The organism is Pseudomonas viridiflava (assembly GCF_001642795.1).
GTDB lineage: Bacteria > Pseudomonadota > Gammaproteobacteria > Pseudomonadales > Pseudomonadaceae > Aquipseudomonas > Aquipseudomonas viridiflava.
The window spans coordinates 156,344-173,158 of sequence record NZ_LKEH01000017.1 but is presented as its reverse complement, the minus strand read 5'-3'; the positions used below and the strand labels follow the sequence as shown (position 1 = coordinate 173,158).

At 60.7% G+C, this 16,815-nt stretch carries 12 protein-coding genes; 8 read left to right on the top strand and 4 right to left on the bottom strand.

The window, feature by feature from the left end; translation table 11 throughout:
- Positions 1-4 precede the first annotated feature (4 nt).
- Positions 5-820, top strand: coding sequence for a type III secretion system export apparatus subunit SctT (gene sctT, locus AO065_RS01940; protein ID WP_004886398.1), 816 nt, complete (start codon positions 5-7; stop codon positions 818-820).
- Positions 820-1,866, top strand: a complete 1,047-nt coding sequence (locus AO065_RS01935; protein WP_004886400.1) for an EscU/YscU/HrcU family type III secretion system export apparatus switch protein — start codon at positions 820-822, stop codon at positions 1,864-1,866. The genes sctT and AO065_RS01935 overlap by 1 nt, the downstream gene beginning before the upstream one ends.
- Before the next feature lie 16 nt (positions 1,867-1,882).
- On the opposite strand, the gene AO065_RS01930 is transcribed toward AO065_RS01935, so the two are convergent.
- Complete coding sequence (locus AO065_RS01930) at positions 1,883-4,702, bottom strand: ATP-binding protein (RefSeq protein WP_004886401.1); 2,820 nt, start codon at positions 4,700-4,702, stop codon at positions 1,883-1,885.
- Between the two features lie 537 nt (positions 4,703-5,239).
- Positions 5,240-6,886, bottom strand: coding sequence for a malate dehydrogenase (quinone) (gene mqo, locus AO065_RS01925; protein ID WP_032652108.1), 1,647 nt, complete (start codon positions 6,884-6,886; stop codon positions 5,240-5,242).
- Positions 6,887-7,872: 986 nt separating this feature from the next.
- Here mqo and AO065_RS01920 point away from each other — a divergent pair.
- The 4 genes from AO065_RS01920 to AO065_RS01905 are packed head-to-tail and all read left to right on the top strand — an operon-like array spanning position 7,873 to position 12,733.
- Entirely contained in the window at positions 7,873-8,553 is a 681-nt protein-coding gene (locus AO065_RS01920; protein ID WP_004886403.1) for a (2Fe-2S)-binding protein, read from the top strand.
- Positions 8,553-9,536: an FAD binding domain-containing protein gene (locus tag AO065_RS01915; RefSeq protein ID WP_004886404.1), complete on the top strand. Its 984-nt coding sequence runs from the start codon at positions 8,553-8,555 to the stop codon at positions 9,534-9,536. The genes AO065_RS01920 and AO065_RS01915 overlap by 1 nt, the downstream gene beginning before the upstream one ends.
- A gap of 9 nt (positions 9,537-9,545) precedes the next feature.
- Positions 9,546-11,762 carry a xanthine dehydrogenase family protein molybdopterin-binding subunit gene (locus AO065_RS01910; RefSeq protein ID WP_004886405.1) on the top strand — a complete coding sequence of 739 codons (2,217 nt, stop codon included), beginning with the start codon at positions 9,546-9,548 and terminating at the stop codon, positions 11,760-11,762.
- 2 nt (positions 11,763-11,764) lie between these two features.
- Positions 11,765-12,733, top strand: coding sequence for an XdhC family protein (locus AO065_RS01905; protein WP_004886406.1), 969 nt, complete (start codon positions 11,765-11,767; stop codon positions 12,731-12,733).
- On the opposite strand, the gene AO065_RS01900 is transcribed toward AO065_RS01905, so the two are convergent.
- Positions 12,714-13,337 carry a nucleotidyltransferase family protein gene (locus AO065_RS01900; RefSeq protein WP_004886407.1) on the bottom strand — a complete coding sequence of 208 codons (624 nt, stop codon included), beginning with the start codon at positions 13,335-13,337 and terminating at the stop codon, positions 12,714-12,716. The genes AO065_RS01905 and AO065_RS01900 overlap by 20 nt on opposite strands.
- 145 nt (positions 13,338-13,482) lie before the next feature.
- On the opposite strand from AO065_RS01900, the gene AO065_RS01895 reads away from it, so the two are divergent.
- Entirely contained in the window at positions 13,483-14,067 is a 585-nt protein-coding gene (locus AO065_RS01895) for a flavin reductase family protein (RefSeq protein ID WP_004886408.1), read from the top strand.
- Between the two features lie 375 nt (positions 14,068-14,442).
- Here the strand turns inward: AO065_RS01895 and AO065_RS01890 are convergent, their stop codons facing one another.
- A complete protein-coding gene (locus AO065_RS01890) occupies positions 14,443-15,834 on the bottom strand; it encodes an aldehyde dehydrogenase family protein (protein WP_004884784.1) in 1,392 nt (463 codons plus the stop codon).
- A 102-nt stretch (positions 15,835-15,936) separates the two neighbouring features.
- Between AO065_RS01890 and ptrR the strand changes: the two genes are divergently transcribed.
- Complete coding sequence (gene ptrR / locus AO065_RS01885; protein WP_004884787.1) at positions 15,937-16,815, top strand: putrescine utilization regulator PtrR; 879 nt, start codon at positions 15,937-15,939, stop codon at positions 16,813-16,815.

Below are 16,815 nucleotides of genomic sequence, written 5' to 3'. Positions count from 1 at the left end.
CACCATGGATGCCGAACTGACCAATGCATTCATCGAGATCGCCTATCCGGTGATCAGCTCTGCGTCGCTGGCGGCCTCGCGGGCGATGGGCGTGGTGATCATCACACCGGCGTTCAATCGCCTCGGGTTGACCGGGATGATTCGTGGCTGCGTCGCCGTGGCGATATCCGTGCCGATGATTCTGCCGGTATTCACTGCGTTCACGTCGATGCCCGAACACAGCGGGTTCTTTCTGGCCGGGTTGATGGTCAAGGAATTGCTGATCGGGCTGCTCATCGGCCTGTTGTTCGGCATTCCGTTCTGGGCTGCGGAAGTGGCCGGTGAACTGATCGATCTGCAGCGCGGCTCGACCATGGAGCAACTGGTGGATCCGCTGGGGCAGGGCGAGGCCAGTGTCATGGCCACGCTGTTCACGGTGATGCTGATTGCGCTGTTCTTCATGTCAGGCGGCTTCATCCTGATGGTCGATGGCTATTACCACAGCTACCAGTTATGGCCGGTGACCGAGTTCACTCCGTTGTTCAGCAGCGCCGCACTCATGTCGATTCTGGCAATTCTGGATCAGGTCATGCGCATCGGCGTATTGATGGTGGCGCCGCTACTGGTGGCAATGCTGATCACCGATCTGATGCTGGCGTACCTGTCGCGAATGGCGCCGAGCCTGCATATCTTCGACTTGTCGCTACCGGTCAAGAACCTGTTTTTTGCAGTGTTGATGGTGGTGTACATCAGCTTCCTGATCCCGGTGATGATTGACCAGCTGGCGCAGTTTCGAGGGACGGTCGAGGTGCTCAAGGCGCTGGCGAGCGAGGCACCGTAATGGCCGATACCAGCGAGGAGAAAAGCCAGCCGGCCACAGACAAAAAACTGCGTGACGCACGCAAGAAGGGCCAGGTCGCCAAGAGTCAGGATCTGGTGTCCGGCGTGGTTATTCTGCTGTGTACGCTATGCATTGCCGTGCTGTTGCCCAAGGCCCGCGCTCAGGTCGAGGCGTTGATCGACCTGACAGCGAACATCTACATAGAACCGTTTGCCGACGTCTGGCCAAGGCTGCTCGACCATGCCGAGCAAATCGTGCTGGGCATCACCTTGCCGGTGGTCGCCGTGACAGTCGCGGCGGTCATCCTGACCAATATTGTGACCATGCGCGGCGTGGTGTTTTCGGTCGAACCGGTCAAGCCGGACATCAAGCGCATCCATCCCGGCGAAGGCTTCAAACGGATTTTCGCCATGCGCAACCTGATCGAGTTTCTCAAGGGGCTGGTCAAGGTGTTGCTGTTGGCGCTGGCGTTCTATATCGTCGGACGCCAGGCGCTACAGGCATTGATGGAGTCTTCACGCTGTGGTGCCGGCTGCATCGAATCGACGTTTTACCTGGTGCTCAAACCGCTGGTGTTCACCGTGCTGGCGGCGTTTCTGCTGGTGGGTGCGGTGGACGTCCTGATGCAGCGCTGGCTGTTCGGGCGCGACATGAAGATGAGTCGCAGTGAACAGAAACGCGAACGCAAGGATGTCGACGGCGACCCATTGATCAAGCGCGAGCGTCAGCGCCAGCGGCGCGAGATGCAGGCGCTGGCAACGAAGCTGGGGTTGGGACGGGCGTCGCTGATGATCGGCATCGGCGGTAACTGGGTGGTCGGCGTGCGTTACGTGCGTGGCGAAACGCCCGTGCCGGTGGTGGTCTGCCGAGGTTCGCCTGAAGAGTCCGTCCAGTTGCTGGCGCAGGCTGCACCGCTGGGCATTGCCGTCTGGGCGGATGCCGGGCTTGCCGAACAGATCGCCAAACGTAGCGTGGCCGGTGATCCGGTACCGGAAAACACCTTTCAGGCGGTGGCCGACGCGCTGGTGGCACACCGGTTGATCTGACCCGGTGTGCCTCTTGTCAATGCATGGCAGGGCGATATCGAGTGGCTGGCGTGCCGTTGACGACCTTCAGTCGATTGAGGTCGGCGTTGATGCGCCATGCCCAGAAATGCGTGCCGTCCTGTCGCGATATTTCGAGCGCCTGGGCCAGCACCGTGCGGACGTCTTCCAGCGCATGCGCCTGGGGTTGGTCGAGCATCAGTTGCGCCTTGATGCGCATCATCTCGGGGAGGTACCAGCGGTCATTGCGTTTCACGGCATTGACCACCAGTTCGTCGAGCGTCTCCAGCGCCAGCGGTTGCAGCCCCAGCGCTGCTAGGCCCAGCACGTATTCGGTATTGAGCATCGAGTGCAGCGGGGTTTCCACATGACGTCGCAGTTGCTGAAGCGCTTCGCCCAGCCGCGGTGTACCCGTTGTCGCATCGCCTTCACGAATGGTCAGAATGCTTTCATAGCAGCAGGTCAACTGACGCCAGACATGCAGCGGCTGCCGTTCGCTGCTCTGTTTGAGCAATTCGAGAAACTGCCGGGTCTTGTGCAGGGTGCCTGCGATCAGGGTGGCCGGAATGGCGCTGAACGCGAGTGTGTACCAGATGGTGGCAGGGTGGCCCAGCGCAACGGCCTGTCTGATGTTGGTGTCCAGCGCCACCATGGCCTGCCCAATATTGCCCACCATCAACTGCACTTGCGCCCTCAGCGACTGGGCGGCGATACGCTGGTCGAAATGCATGTCCACGGCATAGGAAGATGCTGAAAGAGGTGCGCCCAAGGCTTCATGAGCGGCCTGACCGGCGGTTTTCATGTCGCCCATATAGAACGCGCTGGTGGCTCGCATGCGTTTGCCCAGAAGCTGGCAATCGGCGATCCGATGATCCTTGCCAAGCGCCAGAAACTGCAGGGCGATCTGTCGGCCCTGGACGTGACGATTGCTGCAGGTATGGTCGTTCCATTGTCCCCACAGCGCGCGCAGGCGGTATTCCGTGTCGTTCAGCGCATCGGCATCCTCGCCGACCTGTTGCCAGATCTCGCGCATTTTCTGTCCGGCGCCGTACGTAAGCATCAGGATGCTGCCCGACACCGTCAGCAGTCGCATGCGCTGGTGCCGGTCCATCTGCGCCATCTCCACATGGCGAGGCAGGCCATGGTTGACCCAGTCCTGGTATTCATGGACCAGCGATAGCCTCATCCACAACGGAGCGCTGCGTAACGTGAGCTCGACGCCAATCTGCCGGTCGCCCTCGGGGGAAAAGGCCCAGGCGAGGGCGGCGCGCACGGTATCTATCTCCACCGCGTAACGCCGAGTCCAGGCGTCATGGGACAACCGGTCCAGGTCCTGCCTGGCCTCGTCGAGCAGGCTCAGGGCCCAGTTGGCATGCGCGCGCGACAGGCGATCCAGGTCATCGAGCTGCACCAGTTTTTCATGGGCGTACAGACGGGTCGTTTCCAGCAGCCGAAAGCGTTTGCCGTGGCTGTGATCGAATCGTCCAAGCAATGATTTGTCCAGCAGGCTTTCCAGCATCGGCAGGGTCATGCGCACATCGGGCAGACCGATATTGACCGTCGCCATGACCCCGTCCAGTGCGAACGAGCCATTGAAAATGGACAGCTGTCGCAGCAGTGCCTGCTCATGCCCGGTGAGCATGCCGTAGGTCCAGTCCAGTGCTGCGCTCAAAGACCGCTGACGGGGCAGGGCGGTGCGGCGTCCGGTCATCTGCAGGCGGAAGCTGCCATCGAGCAGGCCGACCAGTTCATGAATGCCAAACGTCCGGACGCGGGCGGCGGCCAGCTCGATTGCCAGCGGGTTGCCGTCCAGCTTGCGACAGATGGCTGCCACGCTGTGCGTATCGCGATCATGGAAGACAAAGCCGGGATCCTGCTCCCGGACTCGGGTAATGAACAATTCCACACCGGAAAACGTGAGCGCCTCGGCTGCGGTCAATGGCGGGTGCTCGCCAGGCACCTGCAGGGACGCCAGTTCGTGGACACATTCACCGTTTGCCCTTAACGGCTCACGGCTGGTGACCACCACGCAGCATCGCGTGGTGTTGGCCAGCAAGGCTTCGACCGCTGTGGCGGTTTCTTCCAGCACATGTTCGCAATTGTCGAGTACCAGCAACTGCGGGCGCTCTGCCAGCTCCCCTGTAATATCCAGCAGAAGGTTCTCGTCGTCTGCGTTAAGGCCAAGCGCACTGGCGATCATGCCCTTTACCGACTGGGCTCCACTGACGGGCGTCAGGTCGAGAAATGCGCTGCTCAGCGATGATCGGGTAGCGAGGCTGTCAGCCAGAGCCAGCGCGACGGTGGTCTTGCCGACGCCACCGGGGCCGGTGAGGGTCAGTAGTCGCTGGGTCAGAAGCTGATCGGTCAGGCGGCGAATCAGATCATCACGGCCCAGTACAGGCTGTTTGGCGTCCTGTGTCGCTGCCACAGGTTCAGGAGGCGGAGCGACGACCTGTGGCGCGGTCTGGATCGTCACGGGTGCGCTGAACCGATAGCCGCGACCCGGTACGGTCACGATGCAACTGAAGTCTTCATCGTCTCCCAATGCTCTGCGCAGGGCGACGATCTGCGCGCGAAGGTTGCACTCTTCAACCACTGCCTTCGGCCAGGCCACGGCCAGCAGTTCTGCTTTCTCAAGCAGTTCGCCGGGACGTGAGGCAAGTGCGACCAGCAACGACATGGCGCGACTGCCCAAGGGCACAGGTTGGGCGTGTTTGAACAGGACCTGTTGGCGTGGAAGCAGCACGAAGGCCCCGAAGCGAATGGCTTCCTCGGGACCGGGTGCTTTATCTGTTACGAAATCGATCTGTGTAGCCGTACCGCTTGCTTCAAAATCCATGGTTAGACCTGTATCAGAAGTAACAGCAGTGCTTGCGCATCGTGGCGGAGCATGACGGTGTCGATCTGTGCACCGGCGCTGGGAGCGGGTTGTTTATTGCCTACCCTGACGTAGTCATGACCGGCCGAGCTTATAGCATTTGAATCAATTACTTATTACACCAAGGGGTATGATTCGGCCAAACAGGGGATGGATACGGACATGCGTGACGGGTTTTCCACCCATGATTCCCCACGGGGACGGGCAGGCGCGCAGGTCAGAAATATTCTGACCTGTTTTTTTGCAAACAGTGCAGCAAGAAATGCGCCGACACTCGGGCTGTCAGCCGTTAATTATTCCTTGCGTTGTCAGCGGCGGGTAAAACAGCACCTTTCAGGCGGATTCACGTTGCGCAACAGGACGTTGCCATGAAGTGTCTGATCGGACGATAAAACAAAAACACCCTGCAAAAGCGGCGCTCTTGCAGGGTGTTCATGGTGACATTGGTTGGCCCTGCCAGATCAGATCCGGCAGGGCCTTGCTTCAGGCTTGAGGGCCTTACAGCGCCATGTCACTGGCAGGGTTGCTTTCACGCTTCTCTGCAGGCTGGGCAGCAGGCGCAGCAGCGGCCGTTGCCTTGTTTACAGGTGGCGGTGGAGTCAGTTGCAGGGTTTCGGCGGTGTAGGCCCATTCCTGTGCAACGCGATCCGGGTTTTCGTTCAGCTTGGTGCCGTAGCTTGGAACGATCTGGTGCAGTTTTTCCTGCCAGGCCGGAGTCGCTACCTTGTCCTTGAACACTTTCTCAAGCACGCCGAGCATGATCGGAGCAGCCGTCGAAGCACCTGGCGAAGCGCCCAGCAGACCGGCAATGGAGCCGTCCTTGGAAGCAACGATTTCGGTACCCAGTTTCAGGACGCCGCCTTTCTCTTCGTCACGCTTGATGATCTGAACGCGCTGACCGGCCTGCATCAGGCGCCAGTCTTCTTTCTTGGCGTTCGGGAAGTACTGCTGCAGGGCAGCAAAACGGTCGTCATCGGACATCATGACCTGGCCAGCCAGGTATTCGATCAGTGGGTACTGAGCGATGCCGACGCGGGTCATTGGCCACACGTTATGCGTGGTGGTGCTGGTCAGCAGGTCCAGGTAGGAACCGTTTTTCAGGAACTTCGTGGAGAAGGTGGCGAATGGGCCAAACAGGATCACGCGCTTGCCGTCCAGAACACGGGTGTCCAGGTGCGGAACCGACATGGGTGGCGCGCCAGTGGACGCGATACCGTAAGCCTTGCCCATGTGTTGCATGGCCAGGGTAGGGTTCTCGGTCACCAGCCACGAACCGCCGACCGGGAAGCCGCCGTATTCCTTGGCTTCAGGAATGCCCGACTCTTGCAGCAGGTGCAGTGCGGCACCGCCGGCGCCGATGAACAGGAACTTGGTATCGGTCTCGGTTTCGGTACCGTCTTTCAGGTTCTTGTACTTGACGCGCCAGCTGCCGTCGTCATTGCGGGTGATGTCCTGGACTTCACTCGACAGCTTCAGATCGAAGTTGGATTTGGTCTGCAGGTTGGCGACGAACTGACGGGTGATCTCGCCGAAGTTCACGTCGGTGCCAATCGGGCTCCAGGTCACGGCCAGCTTCTGCGCCGGGTCACGACCTTCCATCATCAATGGAACCCACTTCTTGATCTGCTCGTGGTCCTCGGAGTACTGCATGCCGCTGAACAGCGGGCTCGTTTGCAGTGCTGCGTAACGCTTGCGCAGGAACTTGATGTTGTCGTCGCCCCACACGAAGCTCATGTGCGGCGTGGAGTTGATGAACGAACGCGGGTTCTTCAGAACGCCGGTCTTGACCTGCCAGGACCAGAATTGACGAGAGATCTGGAACGCTTCGTTGATCTCGATGGCCTTGGAGATGTCGACGTTGCCGTTCTTGTCTTCCGGGGTGTAGTTCAGCTCGGCCAGGGCGGAGTGACCGGTACCGGCGTTGTTCCAGCCGTTGGAGCTTTCTTCGGCCACGCCATCGAGGCGCTCGACCATTTCCATGGACCAGCTCGGCTCAAGCTCGTTGAGCCAGACTGCCAGGGTGGCGCTCATGATGCCGCCGCCGACCATCAGTACATCTACTTTCTTGGCTTCGGCGGAGTGCGCGGGCATCATCCCGAGCGACATCGCCAGACCCAGAAGGGCCGTGTTCACTTTCTTCAACATGCTGTAATCCATTTGATAAATGCCATCCGCCGACAGCTCCTGGGGGATCCGGATTCTGCGTACACCGCAAGCATGCGACAAACGCCCGCACCTTCAGGGGCTAGAGGTGGACATACAAGGCCAATACAATACTGCTCAAGACCTCACTTTATGTCCTACTGCGCTGGCTTCTTATCGTCGTTGGATTCAGCGTCATGAAGCGACATGTGCCAATTGATGCAACGCAACATCGGGAAATAAATCCCGTCGTATTGCGCAATGCGCATCTGATCAGCCTGTTCACGGAGTCTTGGACGCCGCATGGGGGTCATGGAGACACGCTCTGAGGCGTATTTTTTGTGCTCGTCCTAGACGGCACGCCATGGTGCCATATCGGCAAGACGCGGCATTTTCGCATATTGTGAGGTGTCTACGCGAGGTGTTATCTACACACCGACATCCTTACGCCCGACCAAACGAAACAAGGCGTGTCCAGCCTTTATCGTCACGCTCGCCATAACCTTGACAGGAAACCGTGTTCTGGCCGAAATACGGCATGGTCATTTGCCCCTCGTTCCGCTCGGAACCCGCCGCATACCAGCCCGACCGAGGTCGTGCAGGTTCAATGCCGACGATTGATGAGCATTCCTCATGACTTCAAGTAACGCGCGGCAGCTAATGCTCCATTGAGTCGGGTGCTAACGTCATTACTCGGCCAATGCATGTCCCGGCGCTGCTCGTCCTGAATGTCGCGCGCCAAAGACGGTGATCCGTAAACATCCCGCAACAGCTGCCTGATCTGAACCTGGACCAAAACGTTGAACTTTCAGCGTGTCAGTCAGTTAAAGACATATGCCAACCGTAATGCCATGACGCTCCGGGCACGTGTCTGCCCGGACTGCATGCGTTGAAGGGACCTGAACCAGCCCTCGCCACACCACCACGCCCAGCACAATAAATAACGCCCGCCACTTCACAGCAGTGACGGCTATGACAAGGTGATTCTGATGAGTGATACCAAGACGCACAAAGGAACTGTCGCCGACGCCGTGCAGCCTTCACGACGCAATTTTCTGAAGTTCGGAGCGTCTGGAATCGCCGCCGCGACCCTGTCGACATGGATACCTGCCGACGGGATGCTCCAGGCCGCGCCTGCGCCTGCGCCGGTCGTGGTGGAAGACACTGACGCCCCCGGCGTCGGCGAGTACCGCATTCAATTGAAGGTCAATGGCCAGACTCACGCGCTGAACGTACCGGCCAATGCCGTCCTCCTTGATGTTCTGCGTGACCGCCTGCAACTGACCGGCACCAAGAAAGGCTGTGATCACGGCCAGTGCGGGGCATGCACGCTGCTGGTCAACGGGGTGGCCATCAACTCCTGCCTGTCGATTGCCATTCAGCACGATGGCGACAGCATCACCACCATCGAAGGGCTCGCCGAGAACGGCAAGCTGCATCCGGTGCAGGAAGCTTTCTGGGAACACGATGCCTATCAGTGCGGTTATTGCACCTCGGGCCAGATCATGAGCGCCGTGGCGATTCTCAACGACCCGAATATCCCCTCCGATGACGCCAGCGTCCGCGAAGCCATGAGCGGCAACATCTGCCGCTGCGGGGCCTACAAGAACATTCTGTCGGCGGTGCAGTCGGCGCGCTCGAAGATGCCGAAGGCAGGGGGAACGGTCTGATGAGAACCTTCGATTATGCAAAGGCCACCACACCTGCACAGGCCGTCAGTACGGCTTCAGGCGAGGGTGAGCGTTTCTATCTGGCAGGCGGCACGACGCTGCTGGACCTGGTCAAGCTCGACATCATGCAACCCGGGCAACTGGTGGATATCAATCACCTGGCACTCAAGCAGATCGAATCGCTGCCGGACGGCCGTCTGCGCATTGGCGCGCTGGTCAGCAATACGGCGCTGGCCAGTCATCCTCTGGTCCGGGAGCGCTATCCGGTCCTGTCGCAAGCCCTGCTGGCAGGTGCTTCCACGCAACTGCGCAACAAGGCCACCACGGCAGGCAACCTCATGCAGCGCGTGCGATGCCCGTACTTTCGCGACGGGATCTCGGCCTGCAACAAGCGTGAGCCGGGCTCAGGCTGCGCCGCCATCGGCGGGATGAACCGCAGCGTGCACGCCGTACTGGGCACCAGCGATCACTGCATTGCGACCCATCCTTCGGACATGTGCGTGGGCATGGCGGCAGTGGGCGCGCAGGTCACTGTGCAGGGGCCGAGTGGCAGCCGGGACATTCCTTTCGCCGACTTCCACTTGCTGCCGGGCAACACACCTGAACGCGAGCATGCGCTGGCGCCTCATGAACTGGTCACCCACGTGACCCTCGACGCGCCGCTGTCGGGCAGTCGTTCCGGTTATCTGAAGCTGCGTGACCGCACCTCCTATCAGTTCGCCCTGGCCTCCAGCGCGATCATCGTGGTGACGGACGGCAAACGTGTCACCGACGCGCGCATCGCGCTGGGCGGCGTCGGCACCAAACCGTGGCGCGCGGTCGAGGCCGAGCGTGCTCTGATCGGTCAGCGTGCCGACATGGACACCTTCGCCAGGGTGGCTGCCCTGGCCATGAAAGGCTCCAAAGCCTATGAACACAACGCCTTCAAGATCCCGCTGGGTGAGCAGGTCATCGTCCGTAACCTTCGTGACCTAACGGCGTAGGAATTTTCCATGAGCGAACAGATTATCGGCATCCCGCAGCGTCGTATCGACGGCGGCAAGAAAGTCAGTGGCGAGGCGCGTTATGCCGCCGACCACCCCATGAAAGACATGCTGTACGCGTACGGCGTCTACAGCACCATCGGCAGTGGCCGGATACTCGCGGTCAACGATCAGGACGCGCGCAAAATGCCCGGCGTGGTCGAAGTTTTCCATCACGGCCATTTTCCCGAGTTGCACCGTACGCCTGAAACGGCGTTCAGTTTTGCGACGCTGTTGTCGGCGAGCAAGGCCGACGAGCATCGCCTGCCATTCGAGGATGATCGGGTCTATTACCCAGGCCAGTTCGTGGCGCTGGTCGTGGCCGAGAGTTTCGAGCAGGCCAGGGCTGCGGCTCATCGGGTCAAGGTCGACTATCAGGAGAACAAGCCGGTCAAGGATTTGCAGGAAGCGCTGCGCAACAATGGCGCCCGCGACGGCGGTGCCGGACATACACGTGGCAACCCGGACGGGGCGTTCCTCGCCGCGAGCAGAAAGGTCGATCAGACCTACACCACACCGGTCGAAGTGCATAACCCGATGGAGATGCACGCGAGCACCGCGTGGTGGCAGGACGGCAAGCTCTATGTGTATGAAAGCACTCAGGGTGTCGTGAACCATCGCAATCTGCTGGCAAACGTATTCGATCTGCCGCCGGACCGTGTCGAGGTGCGTGCGCCGTTCATTGGTTCCGGGTTCGGTGGCAAGCTCTGGCCATGGCCGCACTCGGTCGCCGCCTGTGCAGCGTCAAAGGTGACCCAACGCCCGGTCCAGTTGGTACTGCCCCGCGCGCAAATGTTCACCACGGTCGGTCATCGTCCGGAAACGCGGCAGCGACTGCGTCTGGCCAGCGATGCGAACGGCAAGCTGGTCTCTATCCGTCACGAGTCCTTCAACAGCACTTCGACGCTCGACGACTACACCGAAACCTGTGGCGGCGTGACCAAGAGCCTGTACGGCTGCGACAACGTGCTGGTCAGTCACCGAATTGCTGCGGTCAACCGCGGTACGCCGACTTCGATGCGTGCGCCTGGCGCTGCACCGGGCCTGTTTGCGCTGGAATCGGCTATCGACGAACTGGCGCTGGCCAACGGCATGGACCCGCTGGCGTTTCGCAAGCTCAATCTGTCGGAGATGGACCAGAGTCAGAGCCTGCCGTGGTCCAGCAATCACTTGCCGGAAGCCATTGATCAGGCGGCCGAGCGTTTCGGCTGGCAGGCGCGCAAGGCCGAGGTTGGCTCGATGCGCGACGGCGATGAGATCATCGGTTACGGCATGGGTGCCTGCAACTGGGAGGCCTTTCAGGTGCCGACCGATGCACGAGTGATCCTGCGCTCCGACGGCACCGCCCTGGCGCAGTGCGGTTTGCAGGACATCGGCACCGGTACGTACACCATCATCGCCCAGACTGTCAGCCAGCTCACCGGCATCCCGATGGAGCGCGTTGAAGTGGAGCTGGGCAGCTCATCGTTTCCTGCGGGTCCGGTGTCCGGCGGTTCCTGGGTTACCGCCAGTGTGATGCCGGCGATTGCCGGTGCCACGCGCGAAGCGTTGCAGAAACTTCGTCAGTATTCGGTGGGCAAGAATGCGGCCTTTGCAGGTCAGCAGGTTGATTCGATCAAGGTCGAAGACGGTCAACTTGTGTCCGGTGAGCAGCGCGTCAGCTTTGTCGACGTCCTGAAAGGTCAGCGTCTGTCTCGTGCCGAAGGCAATTTTCAGAGCGGCATGCAATCTTCCGACAAGTTCTCGTTCCGCTCGTTTGGTGTGCATTTTGTCGAGGTGCGCTGGGATCCGGGCATCTCAAGCCTGCGTGTCTCGCGAGTGGTCAGCGCCATCGACGTCGGCAAGGTGGTCAACCCGCTGGCGGCGCGCAATCAGGTTGAGGGCGCAATCGTGATGGGCATCGGCATGGCCATGTTCGAAGCCGCCGAGTACGACCCGCGTACCGGTTTGCCGGTCAACAACAACTACGCTGAGTACGTGGTTCCCGTGCATGCGGACCAGCCCGAAATCGACGTCATCCTGCTGGATTACCCGGACCACAATATCGGTGAGTTTGGCGCGCGTGGCATCGGCGAAATCGGCGTGACCGGTCTGGCCGCTGCTGTAGCGAACGCCGTGTACCACGCCACGGGCAAACGGGTGCGCAATTTGCCCATCACCAAAGAAAAGCTGATGGCAGGGCTGTAGAGATGAAGCAACTTGACTTGCAGGTCATTCAGCAGGCGCGTGACTGGCTGGCGACAGGCAAATCCGTGTGGCTCTGCACCGTGCTCTCGACCTTCGGTTCCGCTCCGCGCGGACCGGGGGCGATGCTGGTCGCGCTGAGCAGTGGCGAACATCGAGGGTCACTGTCCGGCGGCTGCGTGGAGGAAGACTTTCTGGAGCGGTTGACGGCCGGGCAGTTCGAGCCGGTCAACCAGATCGTGCGTTACGGGGAGGGCGGTCTGGCACCGACTCTGGCGCTGCCGTGTGGCGGTGTGCTGGATGTGCTGATCGAATGCATGACGCCCAGCCCTGAAACCGACCGGCATCTGGCCGCAGTAGAACAGGCCCTTGCCGGACGCACGGTGATCGGCCGCGAGGTCGTGCTGGGCGGTGTCCAGCGCAGTACCGGTCCGGCTGCGTTGGGCGAGTCGCGGGTGCAGGTCGAGGGGGAACGCATCAGCATCCGCATGGGCGCGGTCTACCGCGTGCTGTTGGCCGGGCTGTCGCCGGTGGCCGAATTCTGCGCCAGTTTTGCCGTTGCCATGGGCTATGAAGTCATCGTTTGTGACCCTCGTACCGAAGTCACGGCCGGCTTCTCGATGCCGGGTGTCGAAGTGCGCGACGTGCTGCCTGCGGTTTTCATTGCCGAAGGCGGCTGTCATGCGTCAACGGCTGTGCTGGCCCTGACTCACGATCCGAAGCTGGATGATCTGACCATGCTTGAAGCTGTGCGCACCGAGGCGTTTTACATCGGTGCCATGGGTTCGATGCGCACCAGCAGCAAGCGCAAGGAGCGACTGGCACGGATCGGCGGACTGGATGACGAGGCACTGGCGCGGATTCATGCGCCCATCGGCCTCAATCTGGGCAGCAAGACCCCGGCCGAGATCGCCATTGCAGTGATGGCCGATATCCTGCGGGTAGCCAACGGGGTCAGTCGCCAGCAGCTTTGACGAACGTCTGGCAGGCAAGTGTCAGCGCCTCCTGCGTATCGGCGTCGCGCAGGATGCCGGGATCCTCACACACCAGCACATCGCACAGCTCAGGATGGCTTTTGATGATCGATTTTGCGCCTTGATCGCCTTCAAGGTTCAGCAATAACGGCCAGAACTCGCGCCCGATGATCACCGGATGCCCGCGTTGTCCGTCGTGGCCGGGCAGGGCGATACGCCCTGGATTGGCCATGCGGGCAAGGGCTTGCAGGGTGGCGGGTTGTATCCACGGCATGTCAGCCAACAGCACAGCCACCGCGTCGGCGCGGGATGGCATGAGTGCCTCGATACCGCTGGCCAGACTGTGTCCCATGCCCAGATCGGCCTGCGGACTGCGTACCACTGTCACTTGCTGCGGAATGCCCAGCAGGTCCGCATCATCCTCTTCTCTCACAACCACCCAGACCTCGCTGAATGCGCCCACGGCGTTGTCGATGCTTGCGCGCAGCATGGTGCGACCGCAGGGCAGAGTGGCGCGACGCTTGTCACCATCGAAACGGCGACTGCGACCTGCGGCAAGGAGCAGGGCGAACACTTGGGGAAATGGGCTGTCTATGCTGGTCAATCCGAAGCCTTTTGAAAAAAGGTGAAGGGAACAGGGCCGGTTCGTCATCCACACAGACACACGATGACCTACGCGTGAGACACGCACAATGCCTGATTCCGCTGCCTTTTTGCAGTGACAAGATTTACATTTTCGAGGGTTTCACGTGGACAATCATATCCGCCCAGTCGAGATGGAAAAGGCCTACCGCCTGCTCAATCACGGTCCTACCGTGCTGGTGTCATCCGCTCACGGTGGCGTTCATAACGTCATGGCCGCGGCCTGGGCCTGTGCGCTGGACTTCTCGCCGCCCAAGGTGACGCTGGTGATCGACAAGATGACCAAAACCCGCAGCCTGGTGGAAAACAGCGGTTACTTTGCCCTGCAGGTGCCCAATCGCGACCAGTTGAATCTGACGTTTGAAGTGGGCACCCAGAGCCTGATCTTCACGCCGGACAAACTGGAGAAGGCGGGCGCAGAACTGTTCCGAATTGAAGGTCACGACACGCCGCTGGTGGCTGGGTGTTCGGCCTGGCTGATCTGCAAGGTCATCCCTGAGCCCCATAACGAGCAGACCTACGACCTGTTCATCGCCGAAGTCGTCGGTGCCTGGGCGGATACCCGCGTGTTCCGTGACGGACACTGGGAATTCGAAACAGCCGACCCGAAATGGCGCAGCCTGCACTACGTGGCAGGCGGGCATTTCTACACCATTGGCGACGCTGCAGTGGTGGAAACAGAAGCGGATTGAGCGTTGCTGCGATCAGTGTGAGGTCGATGATCGTTCCCACTCCGCGCTCAGCGTTATACACAAGTCCGCAAGACGCGCAAAACGGGGGGGCAAAACGAAAGTGACTGACTGAATGCATACCCCGTGGGAGGCGGCTTGCCGGCGATGGCGTCAGTTCAGTCACTGACAGGTCGCTTCAGAAAAAGCATCGCCGGCAAGCCGCCTCCCACAGTCGGTGGTCGCAGCAAGATTCGGGTATAACGCTGAGCACAAGCATGGGCATGATCGGNGTGCTTGAGATCACGCTGATCGTTCCTACGCTCCGCGTGGGAATGCCGCTCAGGACGCTCCGCGTCCGCTAAATGCGCCGACGCAGATGCGTGTTCAACAACCCCTTCAATGACGATCCCGCCATACGGTCTGGGCATTGGTGAATTCGCGTACGCCAAAGTGCGAGAGTTCACGTCCGTAACCGCTTTTCTTGACGCCGCCAAAGGTCACGCGCGGGTCCGAGGCGCTGTAGCCGTTGATGAACACACCGCCGGTGTCCAGCTCGTCCGCCAGTTGCTCGGCCAGTTCCAGATTGCGGGTGTAAACGGTGGCGGTCAGGCCGAAGTCGCTGTCGTTGGCCAGTTCCAGCGCATGCCGGGCGTCGCGGGCGGTGATGATCGAGGCGACCGGGCCGAACAGCTCCTGCTTGAACGACGTCATCTGGTCGGTGACATCACCCAGTACTGTCGGCGCATAGAAATTGCCCTGACCTGCAATCCGTTCGCCGCCCAACAGCAGTGTCGCCCCTTCGGCCAACGTGGCCTGAACCTGTGCGTCCAGCTCGTCACGCAGGTCGAAGCGCGCCATCGGACCGATATAGGTCTCGGCCGCCAACGGGTCGCCGATCACCAGCTTGCGTGTTTCCTCAACGAACCGGCGGGTGAATTCCTCGACCACACCGTCTTCGATGATCAGACGCTTGGCCGCTGCACAGACCTGCCCGGTATTCTGGAAACGGCCGATGACCGCAGCTTTCACGGCCTCATCCAGATCCGCGTCATTGAGCACGATGAACGGATCGGAGCCGCCCAGTTCCAGCACGCTCTTCTTCAGCGCGGCGCCCGCCTGCGCACCGATGGCCTGACCGGCACGCACGCTGCCGGTCAGGGTGACTGCGGCAATCCGCGGATCGGCAATGGCCCTGGAGACGCCATCCTGAGTCGCGTTGATCACCTCGAACACGCCGTCGGGAAAGCCAGCGCGCTTGAATGCGTCGAGCATCAGGTAAGCGCAGCCCATCACGTTGGGTGCGTGCTTGAGCACATAGGTATTACCGGCCAGCAACGTCGGCACTGCGCCGCGCAGCACTTGCCAGATCGGGAAGTTCCACGGCATGACCGCGAGAATCGGGCCGAGTGGGCGGTACTCGATGCGGGCCTTGTCGTTTTCGACCAGAGTCGGCTCGGCCGCCAGCATTGCGGGGCCTTGCGCGGCGTACCAGTCGCACAATTGGGCACATTTCTCGACTTCGCCCAGCGCTTGTTTGATGGGCTTGCCCATCTCTTGGCTGATCATCTGCGCGATGGCATTCGCGTCTTCACGCAAGGTCTTGCCCAGCGCAATGATCAACTGTGCACGCTCATCGATGGTTTTGCGCTTCCAGACCGAAAAGCTCGCCGCAGCGCGGGCAAGGCTGTTTTCGAGCTCCGCATCGGAGGCAAATGGGTAATGACCGATCTGTTCGCCCGTGGCGGGATTGGTCGAAATTGCATGGGTCTTGCTGGAAATAGCAGTCATGGCGCCATCCTGTTCAGGTGGGGAATGAAACCAGAATAAGCCCGTGACATGCTCTGCGAAACTGAATAATAATGAGCATATCTTTCACGTTTGGAGAATGATGTGGATCTGGTCCAGCTGGAGATCTTCAAGGCAGTTGCCGAGCACGGCAGCATCAGTGCGGCTGCGCAGCATATCCATCGGGTGCCTTCCAACCTGACCACGCGCATCAAGCAACTGGAGCAGGATCTGGGCGTCGAGTTGTTCATTCGTGAAAAGCTCCGGTTGCGGCTGTCGCCTGCCGGCTGGAATTTTCTCGACTACACGCGGCGTATTCTTGATCTGGTTCAGGAGGCGCGGTTGTCAGTGTCTGGCGAAGAACCGCAGGGTCCGTTTGCACTCGGCTCTCTGGAAAGCACGGCGGCGGTGCGAATTCCGGCGTTGCTGGCGGCTTATAACCAGCAGTACACCAAGGTCGAGCTGGACCTGAGCACTGGTCCCTCCGGCACCATGATCGACGGCGTGCTTGCAGGCCGACTCGTCGCGGCGTTTGTTGACGGCCCGGTATTGCACCCGTCACTGGAAGGCATACCCGTATTCGAAGAGGAAATGGTGGTGATTGCACCGCTGCAGCACGCGCCGGTGACCCGTGGACGGGACGTGAGCGGGGAAAGTATCTATGCCTTTCGCGCCAACTGTTCGTACCGGCATCATTTCGAGCGCTGGTTCACCGATGACGCTGCCGTGCCGGGCAAGATCCACGAGATGGAGTCCTACCACGGCATGCTGGCCTGCGTCAGCGCTGGCGCGGGTCTGGCGTTGATGCCCCGCAGCATGCTGGAAAGCATGCCCGGTTGCAGCACGGTCAGTATCTGGCCGCTGTCCGAGGCCTTCCGTTACCTGCAAACCTGGCTGATCTGGCGCCGTGGCACGGAGTCACGCAGCCTGACGCGCTTTATCGAACTGGTTCAGGCGCAGGGCGAGTCGCCCAAGACGGCTTGA

What these genes read in the sequence shown, in the direction of transcription:
- sctT (WP_004886398.1), top strand. Translation starts at nt 5, where the DNA reads ATGGATGCCGAACTGACCAATGCATTCATCGAGATCGCCTATCCGGTG.
- AO065_RS01935 (WP_004886400.1), top strand. Translation starts at nt 820, where the DNA reads ATGGCCGATACCAGCGAGGAGAAAAGCCAGCCGGCCACAGACAAAAAA.
- AO065_RS01930 (WP_004886401.1), bottom strand. Translation starts at nt 4,702, where the DNA reads ATGGATTTTGAAGCAAGCGGTACGGCTACACAGATCGATTTCGTAACA.
- mqo (WP_032652108.1), bottom strand. Translation starts at nt 6,886, where the DNA reads ATGTTGAAGAAAGTGAACACGGCCCTTCTGGGTCTGGCGATGTCGCTC.
- AO065_RS01920 (WP_004886403.1), top strand. Translation starts at nt 7,873, where the DNA reads ATGAGTGATACCAAGACGCACAAAGGAACTGTCGCCGACGCCGTGCAG.
- AO065_RS01915 (WP_004886404.1), top strand. Translation starts at nt 8,553, where the DNA reads ATGAGAACCTTCGATTATGCAAAGGCCACCACACCTGCACAGGCCGTC.
- AO065_RS01910 (WP_004886405.1), top strand. Translation starts at nt 9,546, where the DNA reads ATGAGCGAACAGATTATCGGCATCCCGCAGCGTCGTATCGACGGCGGC.
- AO065_RS01905 (WP_004886406.1), top strand. Translation starts at nt 11,765, where the DNA reads ATGAAGCAACTTGACTTGCAGGTCATTCAGCAGGCGCGTGACTGGCTG.
- AO065_RS01890 (WP_004884784.1), bottom strand. Translation starts at nt 15,834, where the DNA reads ATGACTGCTATTTCCAGCAAGACCCATGCAATTTCGACCAATCCCGCC.